Below are 16,025 nucleotides of genomic sequence, written 5' to 3'. Positions count from 1 at the left end.
AATTGCGCATTCCCGTCATGCCGGCGTGACCATTGACCGGCGCATCGGTTCGCGCCCCGGCTTCGGCGCGCACGGTCGCCGGACGTGTCCGCCACGCCGCATCCAATGACAACATTGCCCATGTCCGTCGCACCGATCGATTTCCAGAACGTCGAAAAGCGCTATGGCGGCAAGCTCGTCGTTGACGGCCTGTCCTTTCGCGTCCATGCCGGCGAATGCTACGGCCTGCTCGGGCCGAACGGCGCCGGCAAGACCACGACGCTGAAAATGCTGCTCGGCGTCACGTATCCGGACGCCGGTGCGATCTCGCTATGCGGCGAACCGGTTCCGGCACGCGCGCGCCGGGCGCGCCAGCGGGTCGGCGTCGTGCCGCAATTCGACAATCTCGACCCGGATTTCACGGTCCGCGAGAATTTGCTGGTGTTCAGCCGCTATTTCGGCGTGTCGGCGCACGACGCCCGCGCGCTGGTGCCGTCGCTGCTCGCGTTCGCGAAGCTCGAGAACAAGGCGGACGCGAAGGTCAGCGAGCTGTCGGGCGGCATGAAGCGGCGGCTGACGCTCGCGCGCGCACTCGTCAACGACCCCGACGTGCTGGTGCTCGACGAGCCGACGACCGGCCTCGACCCGCAGGCGCGGCACTTGATGTGGGAGCGGCTGCGCTCGCTGCTCGCGCACGGCAAGACGATCCTGATCACCACCCATTTCATGGAAGAAGCCGAGCGCCTGTGCGACCGCCTGTGCGTGATCGAGGAAGGCCGCAAGATCGCCGAAGGCGCGCCGCATGCGCTGATCGAATCGGAAATCGGCTGCGACGTGATCGAGATCTACGGCGCCGATCCGGCCGCGCTGCGCGACGAACTGGCGGCTTTCGCGGAACGCACCGAGATCAGCGGTGAGACGCTGTTCTGCTACGTGAGCGACCCCGATGCGCTCAATGCGCGACTCAAGGGCCGCGCCGGATTGCGCTATCTGCATCGCCCCGCCAATCTGGAAGACGTGTTCCTGCGGCTGACCGGCCGCGAGATGCAGGACTGAGCGCTCATGGACGTACGCAACTATTCCGCCTCCGCCACGCCCGCGCCGCCGCGCGAATCGCGCTTTGCGATCGCGATGCCCGCGAACGCGACCAACTGGGCCGCCGTGTGGCGCCGCAACTACCTCGTGTGGCGCAAGCTCGCGGTGGCTTCGATGATCGGCAATCTGGCGGATCCGATGATCTACCTGTTCGGGCTCGGATTCGGGCTGGGGCTGATGGTCGGCCGCGTCGACGGCGTGTCGTACATCGCGTTCCTCGCGGCGGGCACGGTCGGGTCGAGCGTGATGATGTCCGCGAGCTTCGAGTCGATGTATTCGGGCTTCTCGCGGATGCATGTGCAGCGCACCTGGGAAGCGATCATGCACACGCCGCTCGTGCTCGGCGACATCGTGCTCGGCGAGATCGTCTGGGCGGCCAGCAAGGCGATGCTGTCGGGTTCCGCGATCATGATCGTCGCGGGCCTGCTCGGCTATGCGAGCTTTCCGTCGATGCTCGCCGCGCTGCCGGTGATCGCGCTCGCCGGCCTCGCGTTCGCGAGCGCCGCGATGGTCGTCACCGCGCTCGCGCCGTCATACGATTTCTTCATGTTTTATCAGACGCTCGTACTGACGCCGATGCTGCTGCTGTCCGGCGTGTTCTTCCCGCTCACACAGTTGCCGGAGATCGCGCAGCGCGCGGCGCATGCGCTGCCGCTCGCGCACGCGGTCGAACTGATCCGGCCCGCGATGCTCGGCCGGCCCGCGTCGCACGTCGGCCTGCACGTCGCGGTGCTGGCCGCCTATGCGATCGGCAGCTTCCTGCTGTCCGCGCGGCTGTTCCGCCGGCGGATGATGCGCTGAACGCGCGACGCCGCGCACGCACGGGGCGCGACCGCCCCACGGCAATCGCGCTTGCGCGCCGCGTCGCGCGCCGCGGCGACTGACGTCACTCGTCTTCGTCGCTCCACGGAATCTCGACGTCGGTCAGGAATGCGACGGTCGCGAGCGGGCCGCCCTCGTGACGGCCAAGCTTGCCGTCCGCGCGATGCCATTCGACCCGGAACTGCGTGCCCGGATCGTCGGCCAGCAGATAGACCGAGCGCAGCTCTTCCGGGTCCGCTTCGTCGACGGGGCCGTCGAACGACACGAGCAACTTCTGCGGCCACAGGCCGTTGATCGGATCGTAGATGCGCTCGCCCTGCGGAATGTCGACGCTAGCCTCGACGCCGATCGTGGCGGATGCCTCGACGATCATCGCGCCGAGCGCGGACAGCACGGCGGTCGCGCGCGCCGAATTGGCCTGGCGAATCGCGAGATCGCCGCGCGTCAGCGCCTTTTCGAGCCGAGGATGAATCTTGGGTTGGGTCATGCGAGTTCCTGATTGCTTCTTGTGAATGGCGCCGCCCGCGCGAAGCGGCGACGCCGGATGAATAAGGTGATTATGCGGGCCGGCGCGCGACACCGAACGACGCCTTCGCACTGCCAGGGCCGCCGGACGTCTTCGCCCCCGCGAGGCCCGCGGTGCGCGCGATCACGCGCTCCCCGCGTGGCGCGCCGTCAGAACCCCAGCGCGATCGCGAGCAGCCCGCTCGCGATGCCGAACGCGACGACGAGCGCCGTGACGAGCGCGAGCGTGGCCGGCCGGAACGAGCGCGCGAGCATCGCAAGCGACGGCACGCTGATCGGCGGCAGCGTCATCAGCAGCGCGGCGGCCGGGCCGACGCCCATGCCGAGCGACAGCATCGCCTGGATGATCGGCACCTCGCCCGCCGTCGGAATCACGAACAGCGTGCCCGCGACCGCGAACGCGACGATCCAGCCGACATGGTTGCCGATGTCCGGGCCGATGTGCGGGAACAGCCATGCACGCGCCGCGCCGAGCAGCAGCACGAGCACGAGATATTCGGGCACGAGCCGCACGGTCATCCGCGCGAGGATTTTCATCCAGCGCGCGAACGCGCTGCCGGCCGCGGCCTGCTCGGCCACCAGCGCGGCGAGCCGCGTGTCGTCGATGCCGCGGTCCTCCGGGCGCGCGAGCCGGTTCAGCAGATAGCCGATCCCGAACACCATCGCGATGCCGAGCACGAGCCGCAGCGCGCTCCAGTGCCAGCCAAGCACGAAGCCCATGAACACCAGCGCGGCCGGGTTCAGCACGGTATTGCCGAGCCAGAACGCCACCGCGCCGCCCGGCGACGCATGCCGCTCGCGCAGGCCCGCGACGACGGGCGCCGCGCAGCAGGTGCACATCATGCCCGGCAGCGACAGCAGGCCGCCCGCGGCGACGCTGCCGAAGCCCGTCTTGCCGAGCACGCGCGCGACCCAGTGCGCGGGCAGCAGCGCCTGCACCGCCGAGCCGAGCAGCAGGCCGAGCACCATCGCCTGCCAGATCGCCTTGCCGTACGCCCACGCGTAGTCGAGCGCGGCCTTCAGCGACGGCTCGGGCGGCGCCGACGCCGCCCCCATCAGGATCGACTGGCCGATCGAATGATGCTCGGCGGCCAGGAACGCCTTGTTGTAGTACGGAAACCATTTCACATAGAACAGGCCCGCGACCGCGATCAGCAGGAAGGTCATCCAGCCGAGCGCCGGATTCGGTTGAGTGCGTGTGGTTGTCATGTTCTGGTCTGAAGTTATGTTGTGGAGGTCGTGTCGGCAGCTGTCGCCGGCAGCCCTGCCTCAGCGAGCCGTGCAAGCAACGTATGCGCCTGTTCGCGCACATCGGCGGCGTTCGGCCGGAACCGGAACGTCAGCACGCGGCCGGGCTTGCCGAAACGCTCGCCGTAGGTCCGCGCATACGCCGGATCGTAATGCCGGTCGATCAGTTCGCCAGACAATTCGGCACGTGCATTCGCGTCGATCAGTTCGCCCCAGCGCGCGACCTGCTCTCGGCTGTGCAGGCCGATCAGTCGCGTGAGCTGCGCCTTGAACGCGTCAGGCGTGTCGAACAGATGGCCGTAATCGTCGAGCAGGAACGCGATGCGCTCGTTGCGCGCCGCGTCGACCTGCACCCACGGCCCCGCGTGGAATGCCTGCAGCAGCGCGAGCGGCAATTGCACGAGCCCGATCTTGCGGCTCTCGGATTCGACGAAGACAGGCCGCGCCGGATCGAAGCGCCGGAGCGTCTCGACGAGCCGCGTGTCGAACATCTTCTGCGACGGCTGCGGAACGCCCGGCAGCGCGCCGAGCAGCGAACCGCGGTGGCACGCGAGCGCCTCGAGATCGAGCGTCTGCGCGCCAACATCGGCCAGCGCCTGCAACAGACGCGTCTTGCCGCAGCCGGTATGGCCGACGAGCGCGATATAGCCGAAACGCGTCGGCAGCGTGTCGAGCGCCTCGCACACCGCGCGGCGGTACGACTTGTAGCCTCCGTCGAGCTGGCGCGCCTGCCAGCCGATCATGTTGAACATCACGGTCATCGACCCCGAGCGCTTGCCGCCGCGCCAGCAATAAACCAGCGGCCGCCAGTTGCGCGGCCGGTCGGCGAACGTCGTGTCGAGGTGGCGCGCGATGTTGCGCGCGGCCATCGCCGCGCCGACGCGCGTCGCCTCGTACGGCGACACCTGGCGGTACATCGTGCCGACGAGCACGCGCTCTTCGTTGCTGAGCACGGGCGCGTTGAGCGCGCCGGGGATATGGTCCTCGGCAAACTCGAGCGGCGTGCGCACGTCGATGATCTCGTCGAACTCGCCGGCGCGATCGAGGGTGACAATCAGGTTCTTCAATTTGGCGTCAAGCGACCCGGCCCGGCGTGGCGGGCCGCAGCGGTGCGGATGGGTGGATCGGGCGATTATCTCACGCGGCGGCTTCGCGGGCGTCGCGCGGGAGACGGCGCGGCGCGCGTCGCCGTGATCGCGTCGACCAGATGATCGCGAAACGCGCGCACCGACACCGGCAGGTCGCGCCCCGCCATCGTCTGGATCTGGATGCTCCGCTCGCCCAGTTGAGGGTCCGTCAGCGGGATGACGACGAAGCCGTCCGCCTCGCAGCGGTCGCGCACCGACAGCAGGCCGGCGAACATCACCGCGCCCGTATGCTGCGCGTAGCGGTACATCGCCGCGGTGTTGTTGCTCGTCAGCTCGGGCTCGAGCAGCAGCCCGTCGAGCGCGCACGCGATGTCGATCAGCTGGCGCACGGTGGTGCCCGCCGCGGGCAGCACGTGCGGATGGCGCGCGACGTCGGCAAGCGACACCGCTTCGCGCGCCGCGAGCGGGTGGTCGCGCCGCACCAGCGCGTAGATCGGCGCCCGTTCGGTGTGCTCGACGCGCACGCCCTTCTCCGGCGCGAGGCTGAAGGTCAGCGCGAGATCCGCATCGCCGTCGCGCACGCGCCGTGTCGCGTCGGCCGGCGACACGACCCACAGCGAGAAGTCGACGCCCGGGTGGCGCGCCTTGAAGCTCGCCAGCACGCCCGGCAGGAAATCGATCGCGAAGCCTTCCGTGCACGCAATCTTCAGCAGGCTGCCGTGCAGCGCGTCGAGGCCGCCGATCTCCTTCATCACGTGTTCCGCCTCGAGCAGGCTGCGCTGCGCGAAGCTCAGGAGCCGCTCGCCCGCCTCCGACAGCGCCATCCCGCGCGGACGGCGCTCGAACAGCGGCGCACCCAGCTCGCCCTCGAGCTTCGCGATCTGCCGGCTGACGGCGGACACGGCGACGTGCAGCCGCGCGGCCGCGTCACTGAGCGAGCCGGTGCGCGCCACCTCGACGAAATACCGCAGCGCGAGGCCATGCAGGAACGCCGCCATCGTTTGGTCCTCCAGGGCCTGATCCCGGCCGTTCTGCCTTGCCTTTCTGGCAAAGAAAGGTTCGAAATTCGATCATTGTGACAAAAAAATCGGCTTCCTAGAATCGATCGCACTTCGGGTCGCCTGTACGCGCGCCCCGCCGCCCGACCGCTTTGCATCGGACCAGAGGAGACCCGCCTTGAGCCGTACCGCCGCCATCCAGCACGCGCTGAACCAGTTCGAATCCGGCGCGTTCTTCGCCACACTGAGCCGCCGCATCGAGCTGCGCACCGAAAGCCAGGACAGCAGCTCGGCCGCCGCGCTGCGCGCGTACCTGACCGACGAGATCGCGCCCGAGGCCCGGCGCCTCGGCTTCGCCACCCGCATCGCCGACAACCCGGTCGACGGCGGCGGGCCGTTCCTGCTCGCGTCGCGACACGAGGACGACGCGCTGCCGACCGTGCTGATCTACGGCCACGGCGACGTCGTGCGCGGCTACGACGCGCAATGGCGTGCGCCGCTGTCGCCGTGGGCGCTGACCGTCGACGGCGACCGCTGGTACGGTCGCGGCAGCGCCGACAACAAGGGGCAGCATTCGATCAACCTCGCCGCGCTCGCGAGCGTGCTGGCCGCGCGCGGCGGCCGGCTCGGCTTCAACGCGAAGCTGCTGATCGAGATGGGCGAGGAAACCGGCTCGCCCGGTCTCGACGCGCTGTGCCGCCGCGAACGCGACGCGCTCGCGGCCGACGTGCTGATCGCATCCGACGGGCCGCGCATCGCCGCCGAGCGGCCGACGGTATTTCTCGGCTCGCGCGGCGCGGTCAACTTCAAGCTGAGCCTGCGCGCGCGCGACCGCGCCCATCATTCGGGCAACTGGGGCGGGCTGCTGCGCAATCCGGCGATCGTGATCGCGCATGCGCTCGCGAGCCTCGTCGACGCGCGCGGCGCGATCCGCGTCGACGGCCTGCGCCCACCGCCGATCCCCGCCGCCGTGCGCGACGCGCTCGCCGATCTCGCCGTCGGCGGCGGCCCCGGCGATCCGGCGCTCGACGCCAACTGGGGCGAACCGGGCCTCAGCCCCGCCGAGCGCGTGTACGGCTGGAATACGCTCGAGATCCTCTCGTTCAAGGCCGGCAACCCCGAGCATCCGGTCAACGCGATCCCGCCTGCCGCATATGCGCACTGCCAGTTGCGCTTCGTCGTCGGCACCGACTGGCAAGCGCTGCACGCCCACCTGCGCGCGCACCTCGACGCGCACGGCTTCGCCGACGTCGGGATCGACGTCGAGCGCGGCGCGCCCGCGACACGGCTGCCGCCCGACGACCCGTGGGTGCGCTGGGCGGTCGCGTCGCTCGCGCGCACGACCGGCAAGAAGCCGGCGATCCTGCCGAACCTCGGCGGCACGCTGCCGAACGAAGTGTTTGCCGACACGCTCGGCTTGCCGACGCTGTGGGTGCCGCACTCGTATCCGGCGTGTGCGCAGCATGCACCCGACGAGCACCTGCTCGCCAGCGTCGTGCGCGAAGGACTCCAGATGATGGCCGGGCTGTTCTGGGATCTCGGCGACGCCGCCCCGCCCGTGCGCCGCAAGGCGCCCGACACCGCCTGCGGCGCAACCTTCACGCATCGCCTGTCGTTCCCACCTTCAACGGACACGCTCACACGTTGACGTCCTCCTCCGCCTAAAGGCGAAGGATTCCCACCACTGGCGATGCACGTCCGCATCGGAGAATGTTCAACGCAGCGTTGGTATCTCGATCATGCACGACACCACAGCCACTGCAGGCCCACTCTCTTATTCGCAGTCCCGCGATACCTTTCGGCCGCGTCGTGCTGTCTTTCGACCCGCACGACGAACAGGACTGGGTCGAACCGCTTTCGTCCACTTCCTCGAATGTGGCTCCGTGCGCGATCGCCTTGTAACGGAGCTTGTCCCGGAAGGACGACCAGGCTGCGTCGTAGACGCTTTTCGCCATCCTGGTTCTGGCGAGTTTCGCGGCCGACACGTTGCCGACCACGATGTAATCGAAACGTCGCACCAGATCGAGTGCGAGCTTGTGCTGGAAATCGGCACGGGCATTGGCCACCTTGGCGTGCAGCTTTGCGATATGCCGCTTGTGCTTGCGCGCCCGTTGCGCCTTTGCCAGCTTATTGGCCGCGCGCCGGCCGAACTGGTCATTGGGCAGCTTCTCGCCGGTCGAAAGTGTGGCGAAGTCTTTCAGGCCGAGATCGATGCCGACGCCGGAACGGATCGGGCGCGCCGGAACCTCGGGCATCTCGATCACGATATTGAGAAACCAGTTGCCGCGCGCATCCTGCGCGAAGTTGGTGCCGTCCTTGATCTTGCCTTCGGGAAGCGGCCGGCTGTTGAATACGCGGAACGTGTGGCCGGCAAAGCGAAACGCGTCGCCGTCGCGCTTCAGGTCGCGGCCCTTCAGCGGCACCCAGCCCAGCGACTTTCGGCCGCGATAGCGCAGGTAAGGTCGGCGGTGCTGGCTGCGCGACTTCGCGTATTGCTCGCACGTCGCGTTGACCGTGCCGGAGTGGATGTCGAGTGCCTTGCTGCTGCCGGTCGTGAGCACGTTCAGGTCGAACCCCGTCGGCCACTTCTTGCCCCACTTGAGCGCGTGCTTCTGCGTGTCGTTGCAGAAGTTCCACACGTAGTTCACCGCACGGCTCTGCTGGTTCAGGAGTCCGTTGAGCGACTTCACCCGGTATCGGTAGACAAGAATCATGTCGACCATCCTAACCGGTGGAAGAAGCGGCCTGTCAAGAGCGCTCCTTTCCTCCCCACCATCAATGACAGGGTTTCTCGGAGCAAAGTCTGATGAACACCACCACCCTCACCACGCCGGAAGCCGTTCATCCCGGCGCCGCGAAAATGCGCCGCCTCATCCTCGCGGCGTCGATCGGCAATGCGCTCGAATGGTTCGACCTGATCGTCTACGGCTTCTTCGCGGTGACGATCGCGAAGCTGTTCTTCCCCGCGACGAGCGAGGCGACGTCGCTGCTGCTCACGCTCGGCACCTTCGGGCTGTCGTACCTGATCCGGCCGATCGGCGGCCTCGTGCTCGGCGCGTACGCGGACCGCGCCGGGCGCAAGGCGTCGCTGCTGCTGTCGATCGGAATGATGATGGGCGGCACGCTGCTGATCGCGACGATGCCGACCTACGCGTCAATCGGCCTGCTCGCGCCGCTCGGGATCATGCTGTCGAGGCTGATGCAGGGCTTCTCCGCGGGCGGCGAATTCGCAAGCTCGACCGCGTTCCTCGTCGAGCACGCGCCGCAGCGGCGCGGCTTCATGTCGAGCTGGCAGTTCGCGAGCCAGGGGCTTGCGACGCTGCTCGCGTCGGGTTTCGGCGCGCTGCTGACGGGCACGCTGACGCCCGCGCAGCTCGAGAGCTGGGGCTGGCGCGTGCCGTTCCTGTTCGGGCTCGCGATCGGGCCGGTCGGGCTGTACATCCGCCGCTACGTCGACGAAGGCGTCGAGTTCCGGACGCAGGCGCGTTCGGAGGCGCCCGTGCGCGAGCTGTTCGCCGGCCAGAAGACACGCGTCCTGCTCGCGATCGGCGTGCTCGTGATCTCGACCGCGGTGAACTACATGGTGCTGTACATGCCGACCTACGCGATCAAGCAGCTCGGCCTCCCCGCGTCGACCGGCTTCGCGGCGACGCTCGCCACCGGCTTCATCCTCACGCTCTTCACGCCGCTCGTCGGCCACTGGTCCGATCGCGTGGGGCGCATCCGCGTGATGACGGCCGCGGCGCTGCTGATGCTCGTCACGGTCTGGCCGACGTTCGCGTGGCTCACGCGTTACGCGTCGTTCGCGACGATCCTCGCCGCGCTGATCTGGATCGGCTTGCTGAAGGCGATGTACTGCGGCGCGCTGCCCGCGCTGATGGCGGAGCTGTTCCCCGCGCAGACGCGCGCGACCGGCCTCGCGGTCAGCTACAACACGGGCGTCACGCTGTTCGGCGGCTTCGCGCCGTTCGTGATCACGTGGCTCATCAGCGCGACCGGCAATCGCCTGTCGCCGGCGCTCTACCTGATGGGCTGCGCGTTGCTGAGCCTCACGGCGCTGTTCGTCGCGCGCACGCGCCTGCGGATGCGCTGACCGGCACGCGCTGCACGCTCTGCACGCGCTCGCGGCCCGCTGCGGCGGCGCACGCCGCGCGGGCCGTCCGTCGTTTACGGCGCGGGGTTCGGCTGCCGTTCGTGCAGCGCGTCGATCTCGGCGAGCATCTCGTCGGACAGCTTGACGTCGACGCTGCCGATGTTCTCCTTCAACTGCTCGAGCGACGTCGCGCCGATGAGGTTGCTGGTCAGGAACGGCCGGCTGTTGACGAACGCGAGCGCGAACTGCGCCGGCGACAGGCCGTGCCGCTTCGCGAGCGCGACATAGCGAGACGTCGCCTCGACCGCCTCCGGCTTGCTGTAGCGCTGGAAGCGCTCGAACAGCGTGATGCGCGCGCCGGCCGGACGGGCGCCGTTCTCGTATTTGCCGGACAGCCAGCCGAACGCGAGCGGCGAATACGCGAGCAGGCCGACGCCTTCGCGATGCGTGAATTCCGACAGCCCGTTCTCGAAGGTCCGGTTCAGCAGGCTGTACGGGTTCTGGATGCTGGCGATGCGCGGCAGCCCGAGCCGCTCGGCCGCGCGCAGGAATTGCGCGACGCCCCACGGCGTCTCGTTCGACACGCCGATCGCGCGCACCTTGCCCGCTTTCACGAAATCCGCGAGCACCGCGAGCGTCTCCTCGATCGGCACCGTATATGCGTCATCGATCCACGGATACGCGGGACGGCCGAACGTCGTCGTGCTGCGATCCGGCCAGTGGAGCTGGTACAGATCGACGTAATCCGTCCGCAAGCGCTTGAGGCTGCCGTCGAGCGCCTCGGTCAGGTTCTTGCGGTCGAACTGGTTGCCCTCGCCGCGGATATGACGCGGATTGTGCGGCTGCCGCGCCGGGCCGGCGATCTTCGTCGCGAGCACGAGCCTGTCGCGCAGCGCGCGATGCTGCGCGAGCCACGTGCCGATGTACTGCTCGGTGCGCCCCTGCGTTTCGGGCTTCGGCGGCACCGGATACATTTCCGCGGCATCGATCAGCGTGACGCCCTGCGCAATCGCGTAGTCGAGCTGCGCGTGCGCGTCGCGCTCCGTGTTCTGCTCGCCCCACGTCATCGTGCCGAGACCGATCAGGCTGACTTCGATGCCCGAATCGCCAAGTGTGCGGTATTCCATGCTGTTCCTGTCGCGTCGGTGGAAAGCAGGAACGCTATCACATTGAAATGTTCGCTTCAGACGGGCCGCGCGGCGGCTTACATCCGGCCTGCGCGGCAGGTTTCGGTGACGGCTGCCGCAGCATCATTGCGGCCGCTGAATGAAGCAGGTCGCCGACGCGTGCGCGACGATCTTGTCGTCCGGCGTCTTCAGCGTGCCTTCGGCGACGCCGAGCGAGCGCGACAGATGGATCACACGCCCTTCCGCGATCAGTTCGACGTCGCGCGGCACCGGCCGCAGCATCTTTACGTGCAGGTCGACGGTTCCGTAGCCGACGCCCGCGTCGAGCATCGAGTGCACCGCGCAGCCGGTGACCGAATCGAGCACCGTCGCCGCGAAGCCGCCGTGCACGCCGCCGAGCGGGTTCAGGTGCCGGCCGTCCGCGCGCGCCGCCATCTTCACGTAGCCGAGTTCGACCTCGAGCGGCCGCATCGGCATGGTCTCGGAAATCGACGCGAGCGGCACGTCGCCCACTGCGGCGGCGCGCAACAACTCGATACCGGACATCGAAAGCGGATTCATCGGTTCGTCTCCTGATGGAAAGCGCGTCGCCGCGCGAGTAAGTTCCAAATTGGAACTGATTATTCATGGCGAGAACCCTGCTGTCAACGCCGGTCCGCCCCATCCTTCCGAGGGTGAGTTCTATAATCGAACCCGCCAATACGCTGAACCGACTGACGAGACTCGACGATGAAATGGGATGACATCGGCACGCTGAACTGTTCGGTTGCCCGCACGCTCGCCGTGCTCGGCGACCGCTGGACCATGCTGATCCTGCGCAACGCGTTCCTCGGCTGCCGCCGCTTCGATGCGTTCCAGGCCCAGCTCGGACTGACCCGCCACGTGCTCGCCGAGCGTCTCGCGCGCCTCGTCGACGACGGCGTGCTCGTCAAGCGCGCATACCAGGAACGTCCGCCGCGCTTCGAATACCGGCTGACCGAGAAGGGCCGCGACCTGTACCCTGCGCTGCTCGCGCTGATGGCCTGGGGCGACCGCTGGAAGGACGACGGCGCCGGGCCGCCGCTGCAACTGCGCCACCGCACCTGCGGCCAGCTGATGCATGCGGTTGCGGTGTGCTCGGCCTGCGGCGAGCCGCTCGACCCGCGCGACGTGCAGCCCGAGGCCGGCCCCGGCTGGGTGGCGCCGTCGCACGAAACGGAAGCGTCCGGCGAATGATTCCCCGCGACGGCGGCGGCAAGCCCGTGCGTCACGCGCCGCTTGCACGGATGCAATCGGCTGCCGCCGCGCGCGCGGTTGCACCGGCACGCGCCGCGCCGGCCTGCTTCGGCGCAAGCCGGTCGCGCTGAATCGCGACGCGCACCGACGCGCCGCACTCGCACACGCCGGCACGCCCCTGCTCGCTACGATCGTACGCAATCCGCACGGACACGGACATGGCCGCGACCGCGCGTCTGCGTTACACTCACGGCCCTTTGTCTCAAAATCCTGCGTTGTCCACGATGTTGTCGCGAAATCGCCTTGCCGCCGTTTGCGTTGCCTCTTCCTTGCTCGTCACGCCGTACGCGGCATTCGGAAAGACGCAGACCGAGTCGCTGCTGCAGCAGGCGATCGATTTCGTGTCGCGCCTGTTGCCGGCCCCGACGCACGAAGCGCCGGCCACCCAGGTCGTCGAGTCGGCGTTCTCGCCCGACGCAGGCGCCGAAGCGCTCGTGCTGAAGGCAATCGGCGCCGCACGCAGCTCGATCCGTGTCGCGGCCTACTCGTTCACGTCGCCCGCCGTCACGCGCGCACTGCTCGCCGCGAAGCGGCGCGGCGTCAACGTGGCGGTCGTCGTCGACGACAAGGGCAATCGCGCGAAAAGCAGCAAGCAGGCGCTGAACCTGCTCGTCAATGCGGGCATCCCGACGCGCACGATCGACGTGTATGCGATCCATCACGACAAATACCTCGTGATCGACGCCGAACACGTCGAGACCGGATCGTTCAACTACAGCGCGTCGGCGGCGGCGCGCAACTCCGAGAACGTCATCGTCGTGTGGAACAACCCGCAGCTGGCGTCGCGCTATCTCACGCACTGGCAAAGCCGCTTCGACCAAGCCACGCCGTATCGCTCCGCATACTGACTGCGCCGCCGCGCGATTCGCCGCGCACGACATGGATCGATGATCGGCGACCGGCGAACGTTGCTCAACTCTGCCGAACGGCCAACGATTCGCTGCGCCGATGCGCTCAATGGCTCTCGCCTGACCGCCCGGCAACGACGTTGATCTGCGCCTCCAGCGCGCAGTTGCGCTTGCGCGCGTGTGCGTCGCTGGCCGCAGGCGTGACCGCGGCGGCGACGCTCATCGACGATGCGCCGCGAAGGCACGCCTCGTCGGCCGCGAGGTAGTTCTGGACCATCGGATAGATGATGTAGAGCGCAAAAGCGAGATACCCAGCGTACAGGAGACGGACCATGTTGCGTTATCTTGAACAATAGCTTCGCTTTGTTTACGGCATCGCAATGAACGACTTTAGTCGGACTGCGACGCGTACACGCGCGACGGACGGCGCACGGGGCGGCACACATCCGCCTTCGCTCGACCACGACGAACCGTCGCCGCTCGAAGACTTCGCCCGCATGCCCGAACGCGAGATCGCCGCGCGGCATCTCGCAACCACCGACGATCTCACGCAGTTGATCGACCGCCGTGGCTTCGAGACCCTCGCCCGACACGTGCATGCCCGGCTGGCCGGAACCGCTCAGCCTCCGCAGCCGGGCGCGCTGGCCATTGCGTCGCGGATCTGCTCCGGCGTCAGGTCGCGCTGATGCGTTGCGAGCGACCAGCGATGCCCGAACGGATCCTCGACCTGGCCATAGCGATCGCCCCAGAACATGTCGGCCGCCGGCATCGTGACCTTCGCGCCGGCCGCGACGGCCTGCGCGATCGCCGCGTCGACGTCCGGCACGAACAGATGCAGGCACACGGGCGTTCCTTTCAATGCCTTCGGTCCGAGCGCGCCGTGCTCGGGCATTTCGTCGACGAGCATCAGCGACGAATCGCCGATCGTCAGGCAGGCGTGCATCAGCTTGCCGTTCGGGGCTGGCAGGCGCACCCGCTCGACCGCGTTGAACGCCTGCCGGTAGAACTCGATCGCATCGGCGGCGCCGGCGCAGATCAGGTGCGGCGTAAGCGTGCGCATCCCTTCGGGGATCGGTTTGACGGACGTGGACATGAGCGGGCTCCTTGAGTCGGTTGTCGGATCGGAAAACGGAATGCAGCGCGCGATGCGCACGCCTGCGACCATACGACGGGCGAGCAAACGCGAAATCGACAGACCGGGCTGAAATTTTTTCGGCGCAGTGGCGCTGCGATCTGCCGACGGTTTCGCCGGCCCGCGCCGGCCCGGTCGGCGCTATATTTCCGGCTGGCGTCGAGCGCGCGCGAAGCGCATGCTTCATCGCCTCGCCGCTTCGCTGTGCGTCGCCGCCTTGTCGTGGCTGCCCGTCCACGCCGTCGCGGCCAGTTTCGATTGCCGCGCGGCGCGCACCGACGTCGAGCGCGCCATCTGCGGCGACGCGGAATTGTCCCGGCTCGATGAACAGCTCGACGATACTTATCGCGTTGCGCTCAGCCTGACCGACGGCGAAACGCGAAACGGCGTGCGCACGACGCAGCGTGCGTGGCTGAAATCGCTGCAGCCCAACGCGCGCATCGACGTGCGCGTACTGAAAGACGCGTATCGACGGCGGATCGACGAACTGCAGGACTTGCCGGACTTCCCCGATGCCGTGAAAAACGGGGGCGGCAGCCGATTCCGGCTCGACGATGTCTCCACGCAGTTCGACTTCAATGTGCGGATGTACGCCGATTGCCCGACCCCGAAGGGCAAGGACAGCGAGACCTGCAATGCGCCCGGGCAAATATCCGTCTACCGGAAAGGCGCGGCAAAGCCGCTGCAGACGATCGACATGCCGATGATCTTCGCGACGCTGATGGCATCCGGCAAGCCGCTCGCCAATTCCGCCCGGCTTTACGACTATCAGGGCGTTATCAATGTCGGCGACTTCAACTTCGACGGTCACGACGATTTCGGCGTCCAGACCGGCAACGAGGGCAGCTATGGCGGGCCGAGCTACGACGTCTACGTGTTCGATCCGAACGGCGGCAAGTTCATCCTCAATGACGCGATGAGTGAGCTGACCCGCTCCTCGCTCGGTTTCTTCGACGTCGACACCAAAAACAAGCGGCTCCGGACGCTCGGCAAGAGCGGATGCTGCTATCACGAGACGACCGTCTATCGCGTCGAGCGGAATCTGCCGGTCGCGGTGGAACGGCATATCGAGGATGGCATGCGCGGCGACGGCAGGATGGCGATCACCGACGAGCGCCTGGTCAACGGCAAGTGGCAGCGGAAGGTGCGCTATCTGTCGCAATAAGGACTGGTCGTGCCGGGTGCGAGCGGCAACTGCGGCTGCGGTGTACGATCGATGCCGCGATCGCGTCGCGAGTCGCGCAACATCACATCAGGCAGCCCGATGGCCCCGCGGTCGTCGGGTCGTTTCCGAACCGCATGAGGAGTGTCATCTTGGCGACCTATATCGTCTTCACCCTTGAAAGCACGCAGGATCAGCAGGAACTCGACATCTACCAGAGCAAGGTCGGCGCGACGCTCGCCGGCCATCCGTTGAAGGTGCTCGCTGCGTACGGCGATCAGGAGACGCTCGAGGGCGAAGGCCCGGAAGGCGTCGTGATCGTCGAGTTTCCGTCGAAGGCGGCGGCGCACGCATGGTATGACAGCCCCGAATACCAGTCTGTCGCCCAGCATCGCTTCAAGGGTGGGCGCTATCGCGCGGTGCTGGTCGAGGGCGCGTGAGCGAAGCGGCTGCCGAAGAACCGCCCGGCTTCGCATTCGCGCGAAAAAAATCCCCACGGGCCTTGAAACCGTGGGGATGTGAAAAACCGTTGAGAGACACGGTGCCTGACCGAAGGTCTTGACGCATTCGGGTAAGGTCAGACGTCTCGAAGTTTACTGGTCCGGGGATTGCAGCCGGATGCACATTTTCGCT

The 16,025-nt window shown here is 67.7% G+C and carries 18 protein-coding genes; 8 read left to right on the top strand and 10 right to left on the bottom strand.

What is annotated here, in order from left to right:
- Positions 1-120 precede the first annotated feature (120 nt).
- Together nodI and KY49_RS07230 are read left to right on the top strand one after the other, a co-directional pair.
- Entirely contained in the window at positions 121-1,035 is a 915-nt protein-coding gene (gene nodI, locus KY49_RS07235) for a nodulation factor ABC transporter ATP-binding protein NodI (protein WP_042583966.1), read from the top strand.
- A 6-nt stretch (positions 1,036-1,041) separates the two neighbouring features.
- On the top strand, positions 1,042-1,875 hold the full coding sequence (locus KY49_RS07230; protein WP_042583965.1) for an ABC transporter permease: 834 nt from the start codon (positions 1,042-1,044) through the stop codon (positions 1,873-1,875).
- Between the two features lie 85 nt (positions 1,876-1,960).
- On the opposite strand, the gene KY49_RS07225 is transcribed toward KY49_RS07230, so the two are convergent.
- The 4 genes from KY49_RS07225 to KY49_RS07210 form a co-directional block, all read right to left on the bottom strand.
- Positions 1,961-2,383 carry a hypothetical protein gene (locus KY49_RS07225; protein WP_042583964.1) on the bottom strand — a complete coding sequence of 141 codons (423 nt, stop codon included), beginning with the start codon at positions 2,381-2,383 and terminating at the stop codon, positions 1,961-1,963.
- Positions 2,384-2,571: 188 nt separating this feature from the next.
- Positions 2,572-3,630: a permease gene (locus KY49_RS07220; RefSeq protein ID WP_042583963.1), complete on the bottom strand. Its 1,059-nt coding sequence runs from the start codon at positions 3,628-3,630 to the stop codon at positions 2,572-2,574.
- Positions 3,631-3,644: 14 nt separating this feature from the next.
- On the bottom strand, positions 3,645-4,736 hold the full coding sequence (gene mnmH / locus KY49_RS07215) for a tRNA 2-selenouridine(34) synthase MnmH (RefSeq protein WP_042583962.1): 1,092 nt from the start codon (positions 4,734-4,736) through the stop codon (positions 3,645-3,647).
- A gap of 65 nt (positions 4,737-4,801) precedes the next feature.
- Positions 4,802-5,755: a LysR substrate-binding domain-containing protein gene (locus tag KY49_RS07210; protein WP_042583961.1), complete on the bottom strand. Its 954-nt coding sequence runs from the start codon at positions 5,753-5,755 to the stop codon at positions 4,802-4,804.
- Between the two features lie 178 nt (positions 5,756-5,933).
- Here KY49_RS07210 and KY49_RS07205 point away from each other — a divergent pair, with 178 nt between their 5' ends.
- Complete coding sequence (locus tag KY49_RS07205) at positions 5,934-7,403, top strand: M20 family metallopeptidase (protein WP_042583960.1); 1,470 nt, start codon at positions 5,934-5,936, stop codon at positions 7,401-7,403.
- Between the two features lie 13 nt (positions 7,404-7,416).
- On the opposite strand, the gene KY49_RS07200 is transcribed toward KY49_RS07205, so the two are convergent.
- The gene (locus KY49_RS07200; protein ID WP_042584610.1) at positions 7,417-8,469 is read right to left on the bottom strand and encodes an RNA-guided endonuclease InsQ/TnpB family protein; all 1,053 of its coding nucleotides are present in this window, start codon (positions 8,467-8,469) and stop codon (positions 7,417-7,419) included.
- A 92-nt stretch (positions 8,470-8,561) separates the two neighbouring features.
- Here KY49_RS07200 and KY49_RS07195 point away from each other — a divergent pair, with 92 nt between their 5' ends.
- Entirely contained in the window at positions 8,562-9,848 is a 1,287-nt protein-coding gene (locus tag KY49_RS07195) for an MFS transporter (protein ID WP_042583959.1), read from the top strand.
- Positions 9,849-9,922: 74 nt separating this feature from the next.
- Here the strand turns inward: KY49_RS07195 and KY49_RS07190 are convergent, their stop codons facing one another.
- On the bottom strand, positions 9,923-10,975 hold the full coding sequence (locus KY49_RS07190) for an NADP(H)-dependent aldo-keto reductase (RefSeq protein ID WP_042583958.1): 1,053 nt from the start codon (positions 10,973-10,975) through the stop codon (positions 9,923-9,925).
- A 123-nt stretch (positions 10,976-11,098) separates the two neighbouring features.
- A complete protein-coding gene (locus KY49_RS07185; protein ID WP_042583957.1) occupies positions 11,099-11,536 on the bottom strand; it encodes a PaaI family thioesterase in 438 nt (145 codons plus the stop codon).
- A 168-nt stretch (positions 11,537-11,704) separates the two neighbouring features.
- On the opposite strand from KY49_RS07185, the gene KY49_RS07180 reads away from it, so the two are divergent.
- On the top strand, positions 11,705-12,190 hold the full coding sequence (locus tag KY49_RS07180; RefSeq protein WP_042583956.1) for a winged helix-turn-helix transcriptional regulator: 486 nt from the start codon (positions 11,705-11,707) through the stop codon (positions 12,188-12,190).
- Between the two features lie 31 nt (positions 12,191-12,221).
- Here the strand turns inward: KY49_RS07180 and KY49_RS07175 are convergent, their stop codons facing one another.
- Positions 12,222-12,410: a hypothetical protein gene (locus KY49_RS07175; protein WP_042583955.1), complete on the bottom strand. Its 189-nt coding sequence runs from the start codon at positions 12,408-12,410 to the stop codon at positions 12,222-12,224.
- A 64-nt stretch (positions 12,411-12,474) separates the two neighbouring features.
- On the opposite strand from KY49_RS07175, the gene KY49_RS07170 reads away from it, so the two are divergent.
- Entirely contained in the window at positions 12,475-13,098 is a 624-nt protein-coding gene (locus KY49_RS07170) for a phospholipase D family nuclease (protein WP_042583954.1), read from the top strand.
- 106 nt (positions 13,099-13,204) lie between these two features.
- Here KY49_RS07170 and KY49_RS07165 read toward each other — a convergent pair whose 3' ends face one another.
- A complete protein-coding gene (locus KY49_RS07165) occupies positions 13,205-13,432 on the bottom strand; it encodes a hypothetical protein (RefSeq protein WP_042583953.1) in 228 nt (75 codons plus the stop codon).
- Between the two features lie 285 nt (positions 13,433-13,717).
- Complete coding sequence (locus KY49_RS07160; RefSeq protein ID WP_042584609.1) at positions 13,718-14,191, bottom strand: VOC family protein; 474 nt, start codon at positions 14,189-14,191, stop codon at positions 13,718-13,720.
- Between the two features lie 217 nt (positions 14,192-14,408).
- On the opposite strand from KY49_RS07160, the gene KY49_RS34435 reads away from it, so the two are divergent.
- Both KY49_RS34435 and KY49_RS07150 read left to right on the top strand, forming a co-directional pair.
- Positions 14,409-15,395 (top strand): lysozyme inhibitor LprI family protein, encoded by a 987-nt coding sequence (locus KY49_RS34435; protein WP_156162450.1) that lies wholly within the window; start codon positions 14,409-14,411, stop codon positions 15,393-15,395.
- 149 nt (positions 15,396-15,544) lie between these two features.
- The gene (locus KY49_RS07150) at positions 15,545-15,832 is read left to right on the top strand and encodes a DUF1330 domain-containing protein (protein WP_042583952.1); all 288 of its coding nucleotides are present in this window, start codon (positions 15,545-15,547) and stop codon (positions 15,830-15,832) included.
- Positions 15,833-16,025: the final 193 nt, after the last annotated feature.

This window comes from Burkholderia sp. MSHR3999, assembly GCF_000833595.1.
GTDB lineage: Bacteria > Pseudomonadota > Gammaproteobacteria > Burkholderiales > Burkholderiaceae > Burkholderia > Burkholderia ubonensis.
This window is presented reverse-complemented; position numbering and strand designations above follow the sequence as displayed.